Annotated in this window: 14 protein-coding genes; 7 read left to right on the top strand and 7 right to left on the bottom strand. The window is 64.9% G+C overall.

What is annotated here, in order from left to right; genetic code table 11:
* Positions 1-21 precede the first annotated feature (21 nt).
* Both LWC34_RS38250 and LWC34_RS38245 read right to left on the bottom strand, forming a co-directional pair.
* Positions 22-264 (bottom strand): hypothetical protein, encoded by a 243-nt coding sequence (locus LWC34_RS38250; protein ID WP_233730098.1) that lies wholly within the window; start codon positions 262-264, stop codon positions 22-24.
* 139 nt (positions 265-403) lie between these two features.
* Positions 404-1,486: a family 1 glycosylhydrolase gene (locus tag LWC34_RS38245; RefSeq protein ID WP_233730097.1), complete on the bottom strand. Its 1,083-nt coding sequence runs from the start codon at positions 1,484-1,486 to the stop codon at positions 404-406.
* Positions 1,487-1,622: 136 nt separating this feature from the next.
* Between LWC34_RS38245 and LWC34_RS38240 the strand changes: the two genes are divergently transcribed.
* Entirely contained in the window at positions 1,623-2,957 is a 1,335-nt protein-coding gene (locus LWC34_RS38240; RefSeq protein ID WP_233730096.1) for an RNA polymerase sigma factor, read from the top strand.
* 237 nt (positions 2,958-3,194) lie between these two features.
* Here the strand turns inward: LWC34_RS38240 and hppD are convergent, their stop codons facing one another.
* Positions 3,195-4,397 (bottom strand): 4-hydroxyphenylpyruvate dioxygenase, encoded by a 1,203-nt coding sequence (gene hppD, locus LWC34_RS38235; protein WP_233730095.1) that lies wholly within the window; start codon positions 4,395-4,397, stop codon positions 3,195-3,197.
* 208 nt (positions 4,398-4,605) lie between these two features.
* Between hppD and LWC34_RS38230 the strand changes: the two genes are divergently transcribed.
* The 3 genes from LWC34_RS38230 to LWC34_RS38220 are packed head-to-tail and all read left to right on the top strand — an operon-like array spanning position 4,606 to position 8,047.
* Entirely contained in the window at positions 4,606-5,079 is a 474-nt protein-coding gene (locus LWC34_RS38230) for a MarR family winged helix-turn-helix transcriptional regulator (RefSeq protein ID WP_233730094.1), read from the top strand.
* Positions 5,076-7,574, top strand: a complete 2,499-nt coding sequence (locus LWC34_RS38225; protein ID WP_233730093.1) for an MFS transporter — start codon at positions 5,076-5,078, stop codon at positions 7,572-7,574. The genes LWC34_RS38230 and LWC34_RS38225 overlap by 4 nt, the downstream gene beginning before the upstream one ends.
* Positions 7,565-8,047 carry an Lrp/AsnC family transcriptional regulator gene (locus LWC34_RS38220; protein ID WP_233730092.1) on the top strand — a complete coding sequence of 161 codons (483 nt, stop codon included), beginning with the start codon at positions 7,565-7,567 and terminating at the stop codon, positions 8,045-8,047. Before LWC34_RS38225 ends, LWC34_RS38220 begins: the two co-directional genes overlap by 10 nt.
* A gap of 397 nt (positions 8,048-8,444) precedes the next feature.
* Here the strand turns inward: LWC34_RS38220 and greA are convergent, their stop codons facing one another.
* Together greA and LWC34_RS38210 are read right to left on the bottom strand one after the other, a co-directional pair.
* Positions 8,445-8,942, bottom strand: a complete 498-nt coding sequence (gene greA / locus LWC34_RS38215) for a transcription elongation factor GreA (protein ID WP_233730091.1) — start codon at positions 8,940-8,942, stop codon at positions 8,445-8,447.
* Positions 8,943-9,111: 169 nt separating this feature from the next.
* Positions 9,112-9,546, bottom strand: coding sequence for a DUF4307 domain-containing protein (locus tag LWC34_RS38210; protein ID WP_233730090.1), 435 nt, complete (start codon positions 9,544-9,546; stop codon positions 9,112-9,114).
* Positions 9,547-9,660: 114 nt separating this feature from the next.
* Between LWC34_RS38210 and mca the strand changes: the two genes are divergently transcribed.
* Both mca and LWC34_RS38200 read left to right on the top strand, forming a co-directional pair.
* A complete protein-coding gene (gene mca, locus LWC34_RS38205) occupies positions 9,661-10,542 on the top strand; it encodes a mycothiol conjugate amidase Mca (protein ID WP_233730089.1) in 882 nt (293 codons plus the stop codon).
* On the top strand, positions 10,539-10,781 hold the full coding sequence (locus LWC34_RS38200) for a hypothetical protein (protein ID WP_233731041.1): 243 nt from the start codon (positions 10,539-10,541) through the stop codon (positions 10,779-10,781). The genes mca and LWC34_RS38200 overlap by 4 nt, the downstream gene beginning before the upstream one ends.
* Positions 10,782-10,824: 43 nt before the next feature.
* Here the strand turns inward: LWC34_RS38200 and LWC34_RS38195 are convergent, their stop codons facing one another.
* Positions 10,825-13,365 (bottom strand): polynucleotide kinase-phosphatase, encoded by a 2,541-nt coding sequence (locus tag LWC34_RS38195; protein ID WP_233730088.1) that lies wholly within the window; start codon positions 13,363-13,365, stop codon positions 10,825-10,827.
* Complete coding sequence (locus tag LWC34_RS38190; RefSeq protein ID WP_233730979.1) at positions 13,362-14,759, bottom strand: 3' terminal RNA ribose 2'-O-methyltransferase Hen1; 1,398 nt, start codon at positions 14,757-14,759, stop codon at positions 13,362-13,364. The genes LWC34_RS38195 and LWC34_RS38190 overlap by 4 nt, the downstream gene beginning before the upstream one ends.
* 61 nt (positions 14,760-14,820) lie before the next feature.
* On the opposite strand from LWC34_RS38190, the gene LWC34_RS38185 reads away from it, so the two are divergent.
* A complete protein-coding gene (locus tag LWC34_RS38185) occupies positions 14,821-16,812 on the top strand; it encodes a thioredoxin domain-containing protein (RefSeq protein WP_233730087.1) in 1,992 nt (663 codons plus the stop codon).
* The last annotated feature ends 19 nt before the right edge of the window (positions 16,813-16,831 follow it).

The following is a 16,831-nucleotide window of genomic DNA, read 5'->3' as shown; positions in this document are numbered from 1 at the left end:
GCTAACCACTCACGAGGGTTTTTACTGCTGGAGGAATGAAGGCTCGCCTCGGTGGACAACTGGGGCGAGCGGCGCGGGCGGCAGGTCCTGTGAGTCGATGCAGCCGCCGACCAGTTCGACGTAGCCGTCTCGCTGAACAAGCTGGCCTGGGCTGGCGCACCCGGCGCTGGACGCGCTGAACACAGCGACGCCCGCGAGCGCGGCGGCAGCGGCCATCGCACCGACCAGTGGCACCATTCCAGCGGCCCGGTTCGCGCCTGCCATGTGCTTACTCTGCCCCTCGTCGGTGATTACTCGTTGTCGCTGAGGATACCCAACCGGTCGGCCCGATGTGCCGCAGTGGCCAGACTGACAGGATTCCTTAAGGGAAGCAGCAGGTTCGCGGATGCGTCGGCCGAATTGGCTACCGTTTCGGCCGGTAGTCGTCCGGCAACCCGGACATGATGATCTCCCGGTACGTCTCTACCGCGTCAGTCGGCTGCCTGACCAGCACGGGATCGGTCTGTACGTCCACTGTGTACAGACCAAAGCGTGGCCGGTAGCTGCCCCACTCGAAGTTGTCGGTCAGGCTCCAGTAGTTGTAGCCGAGCACGTGCACGCCCTCGGACTGCGCCTGCTGCATCCAGAACACGTGGTCACGCAGGTGATCTGACCGGGTGTACCCGTCCGGCCGAGGCTGGCCGTTGTCCGTGGGCATGCCGTTCTCCACGATGTACAACGGCAGTCGGGGAAATCTGCGCGCGTAGTGCTTCAGCGCGCGGTAGATCCCTTTGGGTTCCGGGTCGATCTTGTACAGCTTGCCGGTCGCGCCGTGCATCGCGGTCAGATTGCCTGGCGTGACGTCGTAGTAGTAGTCGATCCCGACGAAGTCGAGATACCGCTCGATCCAGTCGAGGAAACCGAAGTCCACCAACCGGTTCACCACCGGGATGTACGCGACGTTGCTGGACACCAAGGCTTGCGGGTCGGCTTCGTGGATCAGTCGGTACGCGCCCTTGTGTGCCTGTACCAGCCTGCTCGGCATCATCGGGCTGAACCGGCCCTGCCGCATCTCGTGTGCCATGTAGACGGTCGGCTCGTTGAAAGTGATCCAGATAGTGCCGTTGCCCGCGTATCGCTTGATCACGCGATCGGCGTTGGCCAGCCACAGCTCGACCATCTTCGGGTTGCGCCAGCCGCCCGTCCACGCCGGGTATACCCAGTGGTCGAGCGTGATCATCGGACGCATGCCCGCCGCGCGGACCTTGGCCACCACGTCGTCGTAGAACTCGAAGTCCCATTCACCGGGAACCTGTTGAACGCGGGCCCATTCGACACACAGCCGGAACACCTCGACGCCGAGGTGTGCGGCAAGCTCGATGTCCTGCGGGTAGCGATGCAGGAAGTCGACGGAGTTCTGATATCCGGTGACGAACCGCGACCAGTTGCTGTCCGGGGCCGCGCCCTCGGACTGGTACCCCGCGCCTGCGACGCCCCACAAGAACATGAGAGTCAGGCTATCGAGCCCCTTGCGATAACGGCACGTAGTCATTTGCGCCACCCGGTCGTGGAGCGCGTAACGCCTTCCGGCGAACCTGGCCGTTCGGTGTTCCGATTAGGGAACCTGAAGCGTCCAACACTATGTGAGTGCTGAGATGTACGACCTCGGGATTCCTCGTCGGCTGAGTCGCGCGGAGTTGACCTTGCTGTGCCAGCAGAACCGGGCATGGCTGTTGGCGTATTGCCAGAAGCGCGCGGGAAACCAGCACGACGCGGAAGACCTGGTGCAGGCGGTCTTCGAGAAGCTGCAGCGCAGACCACCGAAGCACCCGATCGTGAACCCGCGAGTGTTCCTCGCAACGGTGGCACTCAACTTGACCAAGGACGCGGCCCGCCGCGAGGCGCGGTCGCCGCGGTCCGCGTCCTACGCGATGGAACTGCTGGACCAACTGGCCTCGGAAGACGTGGTCGGCCGAACAAGCTCGCTGGACGCCAAACGCTTCATCGAAATGGCAAAACCCCTGTTGACACCCCGTCAGCTGGAAGTACTGGCCTACAACCTGGCCCTCGAAGGCGGAGTGCTGACGGAAGAAGAAGTCTGCGTAGAACTGGACCTGAAACCCACAGCACTGCGAATCACGTTCCAACGACTGGCCGAGCACGTCGGCGAAGCAATCGTCGCAGCAACCCTGGCAGTCGACGATGCCATGCGTTGCCCAGAGGTGACGAAGGCCGTCAGCAAACCGGATCCGCACGGCACCTTGTGCACGCGGATCCATAAGCATGTCAAGACTTGCACGGCCTGCCGGGAACGGAAAGCAGCGACGCTCGAAGGGGTCCGTAAGGCCATTTTCGTTGTCCCTATCGGCGTCCTGGGCACACTCTTGACCTTGAAGAAGGTCGCTGTGGCCGCTGTCGTCGCCGCCGCGGCCATCGGTGGCGCGCTGGTTGTCGTGCAAGAGGTCAAAGTCCGGGAACCTGGCGTGGCAATGCCCGCGACCGTGAGCCAGGTGGCTTCGCCGGTCGTACGGCCCGAGATGCCCGTGCAACCTTCGGGCAGCGCTTCGCAGACGGTCGCGCCCACGGTCCCGGCTACCTCGGCGGCTCCCACCCTCGCCGCCGTCAAGCCTTCGCCCACGCCCCTGGCTCAGACACGAGTGGCGCCAACGATTGTCGCGGGCTCGGACGCGATCGAACACCGCACCATCGGGACGGGCGACAGGTGCCGATCGTCGACCCGGGTCAAGGTCGGCGTGAATGCCCCTAGCGGCGTTGATTCGGTCCGTATGACTGTGCGGATCAGGGACACCACAGTGACGATCTCGATGATCCGCATGGGCGAGACCTGGTACAGCCAGGTCGGGCCGTTCCCGGAGCGGTACGCCGGTCACACTGCCGACGTGACCGTCGTCGCCGTCGCCAAGGACGGCCAACAGACGACCAAGGGCTTGGGGCAGGTCCAGGTCGTCAAATGCTGAGGGGTGGTGTTTTGCCTTGCCACGCGAAGGCAAAACACCACCCCCAGCGCCCAGAGGGAAGGCATCTCTCCGGTTTTGTCGGACCCTCTCAGTACTTTGGGCCATCGGGGGGTGCTCAGGTCGAACTCGGGTTTTTGTCGGTGGCGTGCCGTAGCCTCGCAGGGCCAGGTCTGCCTCCGGGCGCTGATGGCGCTTCGGTGTTGCAGGTTGCCGCGGGGCGCTGATGGCGTCCCGGCGTTACAGATTGCCTCGGCGCTCCTGCTCGCGCTCGATCGCCTCGAACAGGGCCTTGAAGTTGCCCTTGCCGAAGCCCAGCGACCCATGGCGCTCAATCAGCTCGTAGAACACCGTCGGCCGGTCACCGATCGGCTTCGTGAAGATCTGCAGCAGATACCCGTCCTCGTCCCGGTCAACCAGGATCCGGTACTGCTTCAAAGTCTCGATGGACACCCGGACCTTGCCGATCCGGGCCCGCAGCTCCGGGTCGTCGTAGTAAGAATCCGGTGTCTCCAAGAACTCGACGCCCGCGGCGGCCATCGCCTCAACCGTCGCGATGATGTCGTTGGTGGCCAAGGCGATGTGCTGCACACCAGCGCCCTCGTAAAACTCCAGGTACTCGTCGATCTGCGACTTCTTCTTGGCGATCGCGGGCTCGTTGAGCGGGAACTTCACCCGGTGGTTGCCGTTGGACACGACCTTCGACATCAGTGCCGAGTAGTCCGTGGCGATGTCGTCGCCGATGAACTCCGCCATGTTCACGAAGCCCATCACGCGGTTGTACCACTCGACCCAGTAATCCATCTTGCCGAGCTCAACGTTGCCGACGCAGTGGTCGACGGCCTGGAACAAGCGCTTGGGCGCGCCCGCCGGACGCTGAACAGTGCTCGAACGGGCGACGTAGCCCGGCAGGTAAGGGCCGGTGTAGCGGGACCGGTCGACCAACGTGTGGCGGGTCTCGCCATACGTCGCGATCGCCGCGATCCGCACTGTGCCAAAAGAATCCGAGACGTCGTGCGGCTCCTCCAGCACGGTCGCGCCTTGCTTGCGGGCGTGTTCGACGCACTGGTCCACATCGCCGACTTCCAGCGCGAGGTCCACGACACCGTCGCCATGCCTGCGGTGGTGGTCGAGCAGCGGGCTGTCCGGCGCCACGCCACCGTTGATCACGAACCGGGCCGAGCCGGATTTGAGCACATAGGACTTGTGGTCCCGATTGCCCGTTTCCGGTCCGGAGTACGCGATCAGGCTCATGCCGAACGCGGTTTGGTAGAACCACGCGGTCTGGGTGGCGTTGCCAACCACGAACACCACCGCGTCCATCGACTTGACCGGGAACGGGTCCTTCGCCGAGTCGTAGTCCACCAGGCCGACCAGCTGCCTGAGCTGGTCGAAGCTCACGTCATCCAACTGCGCTTCGGGGCGCCCAAGAATGTCGGTCATGTCCGCCAGGATCGCCCTGGCCCCGCAAAATGAGCAAGCGTCAAAAATCTAGCTATACAATCTGACCAGCACAAACCCGAACGAACCGGGAATGTTGTGCAATACGACCAGCATCACTCTTCCTCAACTTGCATAGCGCGCACAACAAGCGAATGCTTGGGTCAGGCAACTAGTTGTAAAGACCAAGCATTTGTGTGGAGCGCGGGTCATGGCTGACCAAGGGCAAGACCTCGCTGTCGCAGAAGAACTGGGGCACCAGCTGGTCCGGCTGCTGACCATGGTCGGCCGGGCAAAGGCCCAGTTCACTCAGGCGAACAGCGAAGGCATCGAGCGAGCGGCGTACGCGTTGCTCGCACATCTGGTCCGGGAGGGGCCAAAGCGGATCACGGCGCTCGCTGACGCCGTGCACTCCGACACGTCCACGGTCAGCAGGCAGACGAGTTCGCTGGTAGCGCACGGCCTGGTGGAACGCCAAGCGGACCCGGAGGATGGCAGGGCATGCCTGCTGGTTGCCACCGACGCGGGCCGCGGCACGTTCGACCGGGCGCGGGCCGAGCGGACCAGGCACATCGCCGCGGTCATGGCCGAGTGGCCAGCCAGTGAGCGACGCACGCTTGTGATGCTGCTCGACCGCCTGAACACAGATTTCGAGAACTACCATCCCCTGGGGGAAGCCCGATGACCGAAACCGCGGTCGCGCAGCACCAACAACAGCAAGCTCCGCCCGCGCAGATGTCGCATCGGCAGATCCTGGTGATCCTCAGCGGCCTGTTGCTCGGCATGTTCCTGGCCGCGCTGGACCAGACCATTGTCGGTACGTCGATCAGGACCATCGCCGACGACCTCGACGGGCTGAGCCTGCAGGCGTGGGCGACCACCGCGTACCTGATCACTTCCACCATCACCACGCCGATCTACGGCAAATTGTCCGATATATACGGACGGAAACCGTTCTACCTCACGGCGATCACGTTGTTCGTGATCGGCTCGCTGGCGTGCACGTTCTCCCAGTCGATGTACCAGCTCGCTGCTTTCCGTGCGCTGCAAGGACTTGGCGCCGGTGGTCTGATGTCGCTGGCGTTCACGATCATCGCCGACATCGTCTCGCCACGTGAGCGCGCCAAGTACCAGGGCTACTTCATGGCCGTGTTCGGTGTGTCCAGTGTGCTCGGTCCGGTACTCGGCGGATTCCTCGCCGGACAGCAGACCATCCTGAGCATCGCCGGATGGCGCTGGGTGTTCCTGGTGAACGTGCCGATCGGCGTCATCGCGCTGTTCGTGGTCGCCCGCGTGCTCAACGTCCCGCACCAGCGGCACGACCACAAGATCGACTGGTTCGGCGCGCTGTTCCTTGTCGTCGGCGTGGTGCCGTTGCTGATCATCGCCGAGCAGGGCAGGGAATGGGGCTGGGACTCGCAGCGCGCGATCCTCTGCTACATCGTCGGTGCCGTTGGTCTGATCCTGTTCGTGCTGACCGAGGCACGGATGAAGGACGCCGCGCTGATCCCGTTGCGGCTGTTCCGCAATTCCACGTTCTCGATGGTCATCCTGGCCGGCGTGATCCTCGGTGTCGGCATGTTCGGCGGGATCACGATGGTGCCGCAGTACCTGCAGATCGTGAAGGGCGAGACGCCGACATCGGCCGGTCTGCTGATGCTGCCGCTGATGATCGGCATCATGATCGCGTCGTTCATCTCCGGCCGGATCACCGCGAAAACCGGGCGCTACAAGGTCTTCCCGATCATCGGCAGTCTCTTCCTCATCGCAGGAATGGGTCTCTTCTACACGATCGAAGTGGACAGTCCACTGTGGCATCCACTGGTCTACATGGGAGTGTTCGGCCTCGGTCTCGGCCTTTCGATGCAGACGCTGACCATCGCGGCCCAGAACGCCGCGCCACCGCGCGATATGGGCGTTTCGACCGCGTCGGCGACGTTCTTCCGGCAGATGGGTGGCACGATCGGTGTCGCGGTGTTCCTGTCGCTGTTGTTCAGCACGGTCGGCGACAAGATCCGTGACGCGTTCGTGCGCATCGCGCCGACACCTGGCTTCCAGGCCGCGCTGACCGACCCGACCGTGCTCGCCAACCCGGACAACCGCAATGTGATCGCCGGATTGCAGGGCGGCGGTGTCGGCGACGTGCTGCAGGATTCCTCGTTCCTGCAACGGATCGACCCACGTCTGGCGCGACCGTTCCTCGAAGGATTCACCGACTCGATCCAGATCGTGTTCCTTTCCGGAATGTTCGTGATGGTGCTGGCGTTCATCGTTTCCTTGTTCATCAAGGAAATCCCGCTGCGCAGCGGCAACGCGGTCCAGGCCGCGATGGTCGAAGGCGGCGAGGCGCTGCTGGACGAGCCCGCGCACGGCAAGCACGCGCAGCCGGAAATCGTGCCGGTGTCCTCGAACGGGCACCAACCCGTGCACGGCTTGATCCAGAACGGCGACGGCACAGTGGTCGGCGGCGCGATCCTGACGTTGATCGACCACACTGGACAGCAAGTGGCGCGCAGCAACGCGGACGCTTTCGGCCGATACCAACTGGACGCGCCCGGCCAAGGGGCTTACGTGCTCATCGCGTCGGCGCCAGGGCATCAGCCGTACGCGTCGTCGCTGAAACTGGACTCCCAGCCGATCGTCGTCGACCTGACGTTGATCGGAGCGGGCGAAGTGGCCGGTGTCATCCGTGCCGCGCGTGCGGGCAGTCCGGTCCACGCGGCGACGGTGACTTTGACCGACCGCGCGGGCCACGTCATCGGGTCACACCGTAGTGCGACTGACGGCACATACCGGTTTACGAGCGTCGGCGCCGGTGCGTACACGCTGGTGGTCAACGCAGAGGGATACCGTCCGGCCGCTGTGCCGTTGGCGGTGCCTGAGGTTGGCGAGGTCCGTCAGGACGTGTCGCTGACCAGCGGCGCTGAGTTGTGCGGTGTGGCTCGTAACCATCGTGGCTTGCCCGTGTCCGAGGCACGGATCACGGTCGTCGATAAGGACGGTTCGGTCATAGGCGTGACCATGACTGATGACGACGGCCGGTATCGCGTGACTGACCTCGGTCCCGGCGAGTACACGGTCATTGCGAGCGGTTACGCGCCGACCGTCGACCACCTGCGATTGGGCGATGGTGAGCGCATGAGCCACGACGTGACCCTAGGGTTCGAGGAGTGGACGTAAATCCGATCGACTCCCTGGACGCCCGGCTGCTGCTCTTGCTCACCGACGAGCCGCGGCTGGGCGTCCTGGAGTGTTCCCGTCGGCTCGGTGTGGCCCGCGGGACCGTTCAGGCTCGGCTGGATCGGCTGGTCAGGACTGGTGTCTTGGCGGGATTCCCGCCTGAGCTGAGCCTCGAGGCGATGGGGTACGGGCTGACCGCGTTCGCTGTGGTTGAGATCGCCCAGGGTTATCGCGGGCCGGTGACCGAGGGGCTGGCTTCGATCGACGAGGTGTGCGAGGTGCACGCGACCACCGGGCAAGGGGATCTGCTGGTCAGGATGGTCGCCCAGTCGAACGAGGACCTCCAGCGCGTGATCGACGAGGTGGTGAACGTGAAAGGCGTGCAGCGGATGTCAACCTCGATCGCCCTGTCGACGCCTATTCCGCTGCGTTCCCGCCCCCTGCTCGAACGAGTGGCCAAAGCAGGTCCGTAGCCCCACAACCCGCCGTGTCCACCGTTCCTTGCGACCGTGTCCACCGTTCCAGAACACCGTGTCCACCTTTGCTGAAGGCCGTGTCCACCTTTGCGGCACACCGTGTTGCACGTTGCTTGCGGGCGTGTCCTGTTGCAGCGGTGTTCTTTGCGCTTCGGGGCTCGTACCTCAGGGCATCTTGCATTGCACCGCCCTTGCGCGTGTCCACCGTTCCGTCACGGTGAGTCAAACTGCTCGACTCGCTTCCAGCGCGGCTGGGGTACTCGCCGTGCGCCGCTCGCGGGTTCAACTCACCATGACGGAGCCGGTGGACACGCGAGCGGGAGCCGGTGGACACGCGAGCGGGAACCGGTGGACACGTGAGGTCGCCCGTGCACACGCGTGTCTACTTGGGGTTTTAGGCGCTGTAGGGGATTGCTTTGATCAGGGTTACTTTTTGCGATGAGCCGTTTGGCAGTTCGTATTCTCGGGTTTCGCCTTCTTTGGCTCCGAGGAGGGCTCGGCCTAGGGGGGACTCTGGGGAGAACACGTCCAGGTCGCCTTCGGCTCCTTCTTCTCGGGTGGCCAGCAGGAACTGCTCTTCGTCGTCGTCGCCGTCGTAACGGATCGTGAGCACTTTGCCGGGCTCGGCCAGGCCGTCGTTCGCGGGTGCCTCACCCACTTTGGCGTTGCGCAGCAGTTCTTGGAGGTGCCGGATCCGGGCCTCGGCTTGTCCTTGCTCCTCGCGTGCCGCGTGGTAACCGCCGTTTTCTTTGAGGTCGCCCTCTTCGCGGCTGGCGTTGATCTTCGCGGCGATGACCGGGCGGTTTTCGATCGCCTCGTCAAGCTCCTGCTTGAGGCGGTTGTAGGCATCCTGTGTCAGCCAGGTCACCTTGCTATCGCTCACGGTCACCAACTCCTCGTCTTGCTCCCGGTGCCCGCGGATGCGGGTCGGTGGTTCCAGCCCCTTAGGGCCGGAACGTCAAAACACGGCCCGCCAGGGGCCGTGCCGGTATAAGAGGATAACACGATCAGTAGTGATCACGTTTCCGAAATGTTCGATTTGTCGCCTTACGGCTTAGGTTTCACTCCGTTGGCCGCGCCTCCGTGGACAGATATGGCGGCACCTGGTACGAGCAGCCGAAAACGTCCGCGGTCACCGGATCGGCTGAACTCTTGATCACGGTGGAAATCGTGCTCTCACCTGGTGGGACAAGCACTTCCTTGCGTCCGCCCTCCGACCCGTCGAGCACCCTCGCGCGCACCACGCACACGGCCGCTCTGGAGGGCTCGTCTCTCGTTACGTTGAACGTGATCCGTACCGCGTCAGCGCCAACCGGGCTGAAGGCCGTGCTCTCTGCTTCGATCGGGGCTGAACCGAGATTGCGGTACGCGACGAAAGCGATGGCTACAGCGAGTAACAGACCCACGCCGGTCAATACCCATTTCCGCCCTCGGCCAAGCTGCCGGGTGCGTGAGGAGCCGTAACGGCCCTCAGGAAGGGTGACGCGGCTCTCCAATTCAGGGTCTCCCGATCAACGCTGTATTCCCACGGGAACAATGTAGGGCGCGAACTTGTCGAGTATCCGTGGGGGCCTGGGGAAGCCGCGCGCGGGGTACACGAGAGAGGAACCATGGCGGAGAAGCTGCGTTTGATGGCGGTACACGCACACCCGGACGACGAATCGAGCAAGGGTGCCGCGACCATGGCCAAGTACGTGGCTGAACGGCACGAGGTCATGGTCGTCACGCTGACGGGCGGAGAGCGCGGCAGCATCCTCAACCCGGCCATGGACCGGCCCGAAGTGCTGGAGAACATGACCGAGCTCAGACGAGCGGAGATGGCTGAGGCCGCGCGCATCCTGGGCGTGCAGCACCGCTGGCTCGGTTACATCGACTCAGGTCTGCCGGAAGGCGACCCGTTGCCGCCTCTGCCGGACGGATGCTTCGCGCTCGTCCCGCTTGAAGAGGCGACCGAGAAGCTGGTCGAGGTGGTCCGCGAGTTCCGGCCGCACGTGATCGTCACCTACGACGAGAACGGCGGCTACCCGCACCCCGACCACATCAAGTGCCACGAGGTCTCCGTCGCGGCCTTCGAAGCCGCGGGCGACCCGGACCGGTTCCCGTCGTCGGGCGAGCCGTGGGCGCCGTTGAAGCTGTACTACTCGCACGGCTTCTCGCGTAAGCGTATGCAGGCGATCCACGAGGCGATGTTGGCCCGTGGCCTTGAGTCGCCGTACACCGAGTGGCTGGCGAAGTGGGATCCGGACAAGCCGGACAACGCCGACCGGATCACCAGCAGGGTCGAGTGCGGGGAGTTCTTCCCGATCAGGGACGATGCGTTGCGGGCGCACGCGACCCAGATCGACCCCAACAGCCGCTGGTTCTTCGTACCATTGGAGATTCAGCAGGAGACGTGGCCGTTCGAGGAGTACGAACTGGCCCGCTCGCTGGTTGACACGACTTTGCCGGAGGACGACCTGTTCGCCGGCATCAACGAGAAGGTGACCGCATGACCTTCACGGCAATGGTGGCGCAGCCGCCGCCCATGCCAGACGACCCCGGCGGCCGGGGGGAGGACTTCGGCAAGTCCTCCCCGGTCGGGCTGCTGGTCCTGCTGGTGTTCCTGGTCGCGGTGGTGTTCCTGGCCCGCTCGATGACCAAGCACCTCAAGCGCGTCCCGGCAAGCTTCGACCCGCCCGCTGGCAAGCACGAAGCCGAGGAACCCAAGAACGGCGCAGGTCAGACCTCGTGAGTGGTTATCCGGGTTCTAACCCGGATAACCACTCACGACAGGCTCACAACCTGGGGTCCACCGGCTCGGACTCCAATGCGAGCACCGCGAAGACGCACTCGTGTACGCGCCACAACGGTTCGCCGCGCGCGACCCGGTCCAGGGCCTCAAGGCCCAGGGCGTATTCGCGTCCGGCGAGGGAGCGTTTGCGGCCGAGGTGGCGCTGCTTGAGCCGCTTGAGGTGCTGCGGCTCGGTGTAGTCCGGGCCGTAGATGATCCGCAGGTACTCACGCCCGCGCACCTTCATCCCCGGCTGGACCAGGCCCTTCTGTCCGTGGGTCAGGTTCGCGGCAGGTTTGACGACCATGCCTTCGCCACCGGCGCCGGTCATCTCCTCCCACCAGGCGATCCCTTCGGCCACGGACTCCTCCGAGGTCGTGTCCACGAACAAGCGCTTGGTCGTCGCGAACAGCGAAGGATCGGCGGCCACGAGCCGGTCGGCGATCTCCAGGTGCCACGAATGCGGCTGGGAAGCGAACGACCGTCCCTCGGCGGCGAGCAGCTGGAACGGCGCCAGTCGAACACCATCCAGGCCGTCGACCGGCCAGCAGTACCGCCGGTACGCCTCGCGGTAGCCCTGCGCGTTCGCCAGCCTCGAACTGGTCGACGCCAGCAGCGTTCCCACATCGACCCCGCGATCCGAGGCTGTCGTCAGAGCGTCAAGGGAGGCTGCGAGAGCTGTCGAAGAAACCGCGCCGACGGGTGCGTACTGCTGCGTGATCAGCCCGCCTGCCTTGGCACTCCACGGCATCAGCTCCGCGTCGAACAGCAGCCAGTCGGTGGTCAGCTCCTCCCACAGTCCCGCACACGCCGCACGAACGCGCGCAAGCAACTGCTCGGTCAACTCCGGCTCGAAGAAAGACCGGCCGGTACGCGTGTAAACCGCGCCACCGCCATCGATTCCGAACCGTGCGGCACCGGAATCGCGATACACCAGTACAACCGCGCGCGAACCCATATGCTTTTCCTCGCACACAACGGATTGCACTCCGTCCACACGGTAGCCGGAGAACGCCTCGGCCGGGTGTTCGAGCACTTCGGGCAAGCCTGAAGTCGCGACCGGACTCATCGTCGGCGGCAGGTACAGCAGCCATCGCGGGTCGACCGCGAACCGGCTCATCACCTCCAATGCCGCTGCAGCCTGCTCTTCACGAACCGACACGCGCCCGTGGTGCTGCGTCTCGACAATGCGACGGCCGGTCACGTCGTCCAGGTCGAGCACGTCCGGGTCACGCCGGGCGACCGCGGGCGGCGGAAGCTCCTCGGGCGGCAGCAACGGCTTGACCGGCTCGTACCAGACCTTGTGCGCGTCAACCGAAACGATTTCCCGCTCCGGGTAACGCATAGCCGTCAACCGGCCACCGAACACGACTCCGGTGTCCAGACACATGGTTCCGTTGATCCACTCCGCGACCGGAGTCGGGGTGTGTCCATACAGGACCATCGCGCGCCCGCGGTAGTCCTGGGCCCACGGGTATCGCACCGGCAGGCCGTACTCGTCGGTCTCACCGGTGGTGTCGCCGTACAGTGCGAAGCTTCGGACAGTGCTCGACGCGCGGCCGTGGTAGTTCTCTGGCAGACCGGCATGCGAGACGACCAGCTTGCCTTCGTCGAGCACGTAGTGCGCGATCAGGCCGCCACAGAAGGATTCGACCCGCTTGCGGAATTCTTCCGACTCGTTGCCCAGCTGTTCCAGTGACTCCGCGAGGCCGTGCGAGACCCGGACATTGCGCCCGCGCAACGCCCTGGTCAGCTTCTGCTCGTGGTTTCCGCAGACACAAAGGGCATTGCCTGCTTCGACCATGCCCATCGCCAGCCGCAGCACGCCTGGCGTGTCCGGTCCACGGTCCACGAGGTCGCCGACGAACACCGCGCGGCGGCCTTCCGGGTGCGCGGCGCCGACCGCGCGGCCTTCGGCATCGCGGGCGAGTACGTACCCCAACTCTTCGAGCAGTTCCTCCAGTTCCGCGCGGCAGCCGTGCACGTCACCGATCACATCGAACGGTCCGGTCTCCGACCGCTTGTCGTTCATCAGCGGCTCGATCTCGATCTCCGCCGCGTCGACCTCTTCGGGCGTACGCATCACGTACACCCGCTTGAAGCCTTCCTTTTCCAGTCCTCGCAACGACTTTCGCAGCTCGTTGCGGTGCCTGCGGATCACGTGGTCGCCGAAGTCCCGGTCCGGGCGTGACGCGTTGCGCCCGATACACAGCGCTTCGGGCACATCGAGCACGACCGCGACCGGCAACACGTGGTGCTTCTTGGCTAGTGCCACCAGTTGTCCGCGCGCCGATCGCTGCACGTTCGTCGCGTCGATGACGGTCACTTTGCCTGCCGTCATTCGCTTCTCTGCCACGAAGTGCAGCGCCTCGAATGCCGGTCCCGTTGCGGCCTGGTCGTTCTCGTCGTCGGACACCAAGCCACGGAAGTAGTCGCTCGACAGGATCTGGGTGGCCTTGAAGTGCTTGTGCGCGAACGTGGACTTGCCCGACCCGGACGCGCCGACAAGCACAACCAGTGCCATGTCTGGAATGGACAGTTTCATCGGGTCACCTCGAACACGGCTAGCTGGGTCGGCGGGCCGACTTCCGGGTCGTCCTGGCCGACCGGGAGGTAGCGGACGTGGTAGTCGTAGCGCTCGGCCACACTGTCGGCCCACGCGCGGAACTGGGCTCGAGTCCATTCGAAACGGTGGTCCGAATGGCGCATTTTGCCTACGGGCAGCGTTGGGAACCGAACGTTGTATTCGACATTCGGTGTCGTGACCACGACCGTCGCCGGTCGGGCCTCGCCGAACACGCTGCGTTCCAACGCGGGCAGCCGGGGCTCGTCGAGGTGCTCGATCACCTCCATCAACACGGCAGCGTCAAACCCTTTGAGCGACTTGTCCACATAGGTCAATGCCGATTGCTTGAGCGTCAGACGACTGCGCACGCGCTCAGGCGTCCGCTCGAACTTCCGGGCGGCGACCTCCAGTGCACGCGCGGAGACGTCCACACCGACTATCTCGGTGAACGTGGGCTCCTTGATGAGGTCACGCAGCAACGCGCCACCACCGCAACCGAGATCGAGCACGCGCTGAGCACCGGCAGCCTTCAGTGCCGCGACAACGCTTCCCCTGCGCTGCAAGGCAAGCGGAACCGGGCGGTCGGGCTCCTCCTCGACAATCGGTGCTTCGAGGGCGTTGTCCAGCTCCTCCTCGTCGGATTCGTCCGCTTCCGCGAGCCTGCTCAGCGCGAACCGGACGTAAGCCTTGCGGTGCTTGAGGTATCGCTGACTGATCAGCTCACGCGACGGGTGCTCGGCCAGCCAGCCCTCACCCGCCCTGAGCAGCTTGGTGACCTCTTCCTCGGTCACCCAGTAGTGCTTGGCGTTGTCCAGTACCGGCAACAGAACGTACAAATGCCGTAGCGCTTCGGAAAGTCGGTGTGTACCAGTCAGCCGCAGGTCGATGTACGGCGAGTCGCCCCACTCCGGGAACTGTGGGTCCAGCGGGGTGGTTTTCGCCTCGACCTGCCAGCCGAGCGGTTCGAACAGCTTGACGACCAGCTCAGGGCCACCGCGCGACGGGACGGCCGGGATGTGGATCGACAGCGGGATGGCGGTGTCGGCGAGCTCCTGGCGCGATTTCAAGACCCCGTTCATCGCGGTCTTGAACACCGCGCTCAGCGCGACAGCCATCATCGACCCGGCGGCGTACGGGCGGTCGTTGACGTACTGGTTCAGCGTGAACGCACGGTCGTACCGGCCGCGGACCAGCTCTATCGGATCGATGTCGAGCAGCAGCGCGGCCGTGCACTCGTCCTCGGTCGCCGTGGGATAGAACACGTGTGCCATGCCAGCCGCGATCGGGAAGGACTGCGCCTTCTCGGGATGCTTGTGCAGCAAGAAGCCGAGATCGGTCGCGGGACGATGTGTCGTGGTCAAGGTCAGTAGCACCGCGTGAGTGTCCCGCATCCGTCGTCACGCTTCACCTTGTTTCCGCAACTAGGCTGACGGCATGGCGAATCGACTGGCCGAGGCCACGAGCCCGTACCTGCTGCAGCACGCCGACAACCCGGTCGACTGGTGGCCGTGGAGTCCCGAAGCGTTCGCCGAGGCGGCGAAACGCGACGTGCCGGTGTTGCTCTCGGTCGGTTACGCCGCGTGTCACTGGTGCCATGTGATGGCGCACGAGTCGTTCGAGGACGCCGACACCGCCGAGTTGATGAACCGGCACTTCGTGAACATCAAAGTGGACCGTGAGGAGCGGCCGGACGTCGACGCGGTCTACATGACCGCCACCCAGGCGATGACCGGCCACGGCGGCTGGCCGATGACCTGTTTCCTGACCCCGTCCGGCGAGCCGTTCCATTGCGGCACTTACTATCCTCCTCGCCCCCAAGGCGGAATGCCGTCGTTCAAGCAGTTGCTTGCGGCGATCGTACAGGCGTGGGACGAGCGATCCGACGAGGTGCGCAGCGCCGCGGGCAAGCTCGTCGCTTCCCTTGCCACGCATTCGGCCCCGCTTCCGTCCTCCGCTGTGGACAATGCGGCACTGGATGGCGCTGTTGCTTCGCTGCTTGGTGATTTCGATCGGCGTAACGGTGGATTCGGTGGCGCGCCCAAGTTTCCGCCGTCCATGGTGCTTGAGTTCCTGACCCGGCATCACGAGCGGACCGGCTCGGTCGAGGCTTTGTCCATTGTGGAAGCGTCGGCGGACGCGATGGCCGGTGGCGGGATCTACGACCAGCTCGCCGGTGGGTTCGCTCGGTACAGTGTGGACGCTGCGTGGGTGGTGCCGCACTTCGAGAAGATGTTGTACGACAACGCTTTGCTGCTCGGTGTTTATACGCACCTTTCCCGGTTGACCGACAGTCAGACGTATCGCCGAGTGGCCGTCGAGACCGCGGAATTCCTGCTGCGAGACCTTGGTACGCCCGAAGGCGGCTTCGCTTCCTCGCTGGACGCCGACACCGACGGGGTCGAGGGACTGACGTACGTCTGGACTCCGGCCCAGCTGACCGAGGTTCTCGGCGACGAAGATGGCGCGTGGGCGGCGTCGTTGTTCCGTGTGACGCCGGAAGGCACGTTCGAGCACGGCACCTCCACCTTGCAGCTGCATGAGGACCCCGATGACCTCGTGCGATACGAGAGCGTCCGGTCGCGTCTTTCGGCTGTCCGGGCCACGCGACCGCAGCCAGGCCGTGACGACAAGGTCGTTGCCGCGTGGAACGGTCTCGCGATCACGGCATTGGCCCAGGCTGGCGTGTTCTTCGCGCGCTCGGAGTGGATCGAGGCGGCTTCTCGGGCAGCGGATCTGCTGTTGACCTTGCACCTCGTGGACGGTCGTTTGCGGCGGACGTCACGCGACGGTCAGGTGGGAACGTCAGCCGGTGTGCTCGAGGACTATGCGTGCCTCGCGGAGGGACTGCTCGCGCTGCACCAGGCGACAGGGGAGAAGCGTTGGCTGGACGCTGCGGTCACGTTGCTCGACGACGCCTTGACGCGGTTCGTCGACCCGGACAACCCTGGCGCCTTCTTCGACACGGCCGAGGACGCCGAGACACTGGTGCATCGACCTGCGGACCCGTCCGACAACGCCAGCCCGTCCGGTGCTTCGGCACTGGCGTCCGCCCTGCTCACAGCCTCGGCCTTGGTCGGTCCTTCGCGCACGAGCATCTACCGTGAGGCCGCTGAACAGGCGGTTTCCCGTGCAGGGCTGCTCGCCGCGCGGGCGCCGCGGTTCGCCGGGCACTGGCTGAGCGTGGCGGAAGCGTTGGCGCAGGGACCGGTCCAGGTCGCGATCGTCGGGGACAGTCCTGCGCTGCTCGCCGCGGCCGTACATAAGGCGCACGGCGGTGCTGTGGTGCTCGCGGGCGCGCCTGACTCGTCGCCGTTGCTGACCGACCGTCCGTTGGTTGACGGACAGCCTGCTGCCTACGTATGCCACGGGTATGTCTGCGACCGCCCGGTGACCTCGGTGGATGAGCTCGTCGCCTCGCTCAGCTGAGAGAGAACGTCCTGTCGTC

The organism is Kibdelosporangium philippinense, assembly GCF_021390435.2.
GTDB lineage: Bacteria > Actinomycetota > Actinomycetes > Mycobacteriales > Pseudonocardiaceae > Kibdelosporangium > Kibdelosporangium philippinense.
The sequence above is the reverse complement of the archived record's forward strand: the minus strand, read 5'-3'. Positions and strand labels throughout refer to the sequence as shown.

What these genes read in the sequence shown, in the direction of transcription:
- LWC34_RS38250 (WP_233730098.1), bottom strand. Translation starts at nt 264, where the DNA reads ATGGCAGGCGCGAACCGGGCCGCTGGAATGGTGCCACTGGTCGGTGCG.
- LWC34_RS38245 (WP_233730097.1), bottom strand. Translation starts at nt 1,486, where the DNA reads ATGTTCTTGTGGGGCGTCGCAGGCGCGGGGTACCAGTCCGAGGGCGCG.
- hppD (WP_233730095.1), bottom strand. Translation starts at nt 4,397, where the DNA reads ATGACCGACATTCTTGGGCGCCCCGAAGCGCAGTTGGATGACGTGAGC.
- LWC34_RS38230 (WP_233730094.1), top strand. Translation starts at nt 4,606, where the DNA reads ATGGCTGACCAAGGGCAAGACCTCGCTGTCGCAGAAGAACTGGGGCAC.
- LWC34_RS38225 (WP_233730093.1), top strand. Translation starts at nt 5,076, where the DNA reads ATGACCGAAACCGCGGTCGCGCAGCACCAACAACAGCAAGCTCCGCCC.
- mca (WP_233730089.1), top strand. Translation starts at nt 9,661, where the DNA reads ATGGCGGAGAAGCTGCGTTTGATGGCGGTACACGCACACCCGGACGAC.
- LWC34_RS38200 (WP_233731041.1), top strand. Translation starts at nt 10,539, where the DNA reads ATGACCTTCACGGCAATGGTGGCGCAGCCGCCGCCCATGCCAGACGAC.
- LWC34_RS38195 (WP_233730088.1), bottom strand. Translation starts at nt 13,365, where the DNA reads ATGAAACTGTCCATTCCAGACATGGCACTGGTTGTGCTTGTCGGCGCG.
- LWC34_RS38185 (WP_233730087.1), top strand. Translation starts at nt 14,821, where the DNA reads ATGGCGAATCGACTGGCCGAGGCCACGAGCCCGTACCTGCTGCAGCAC.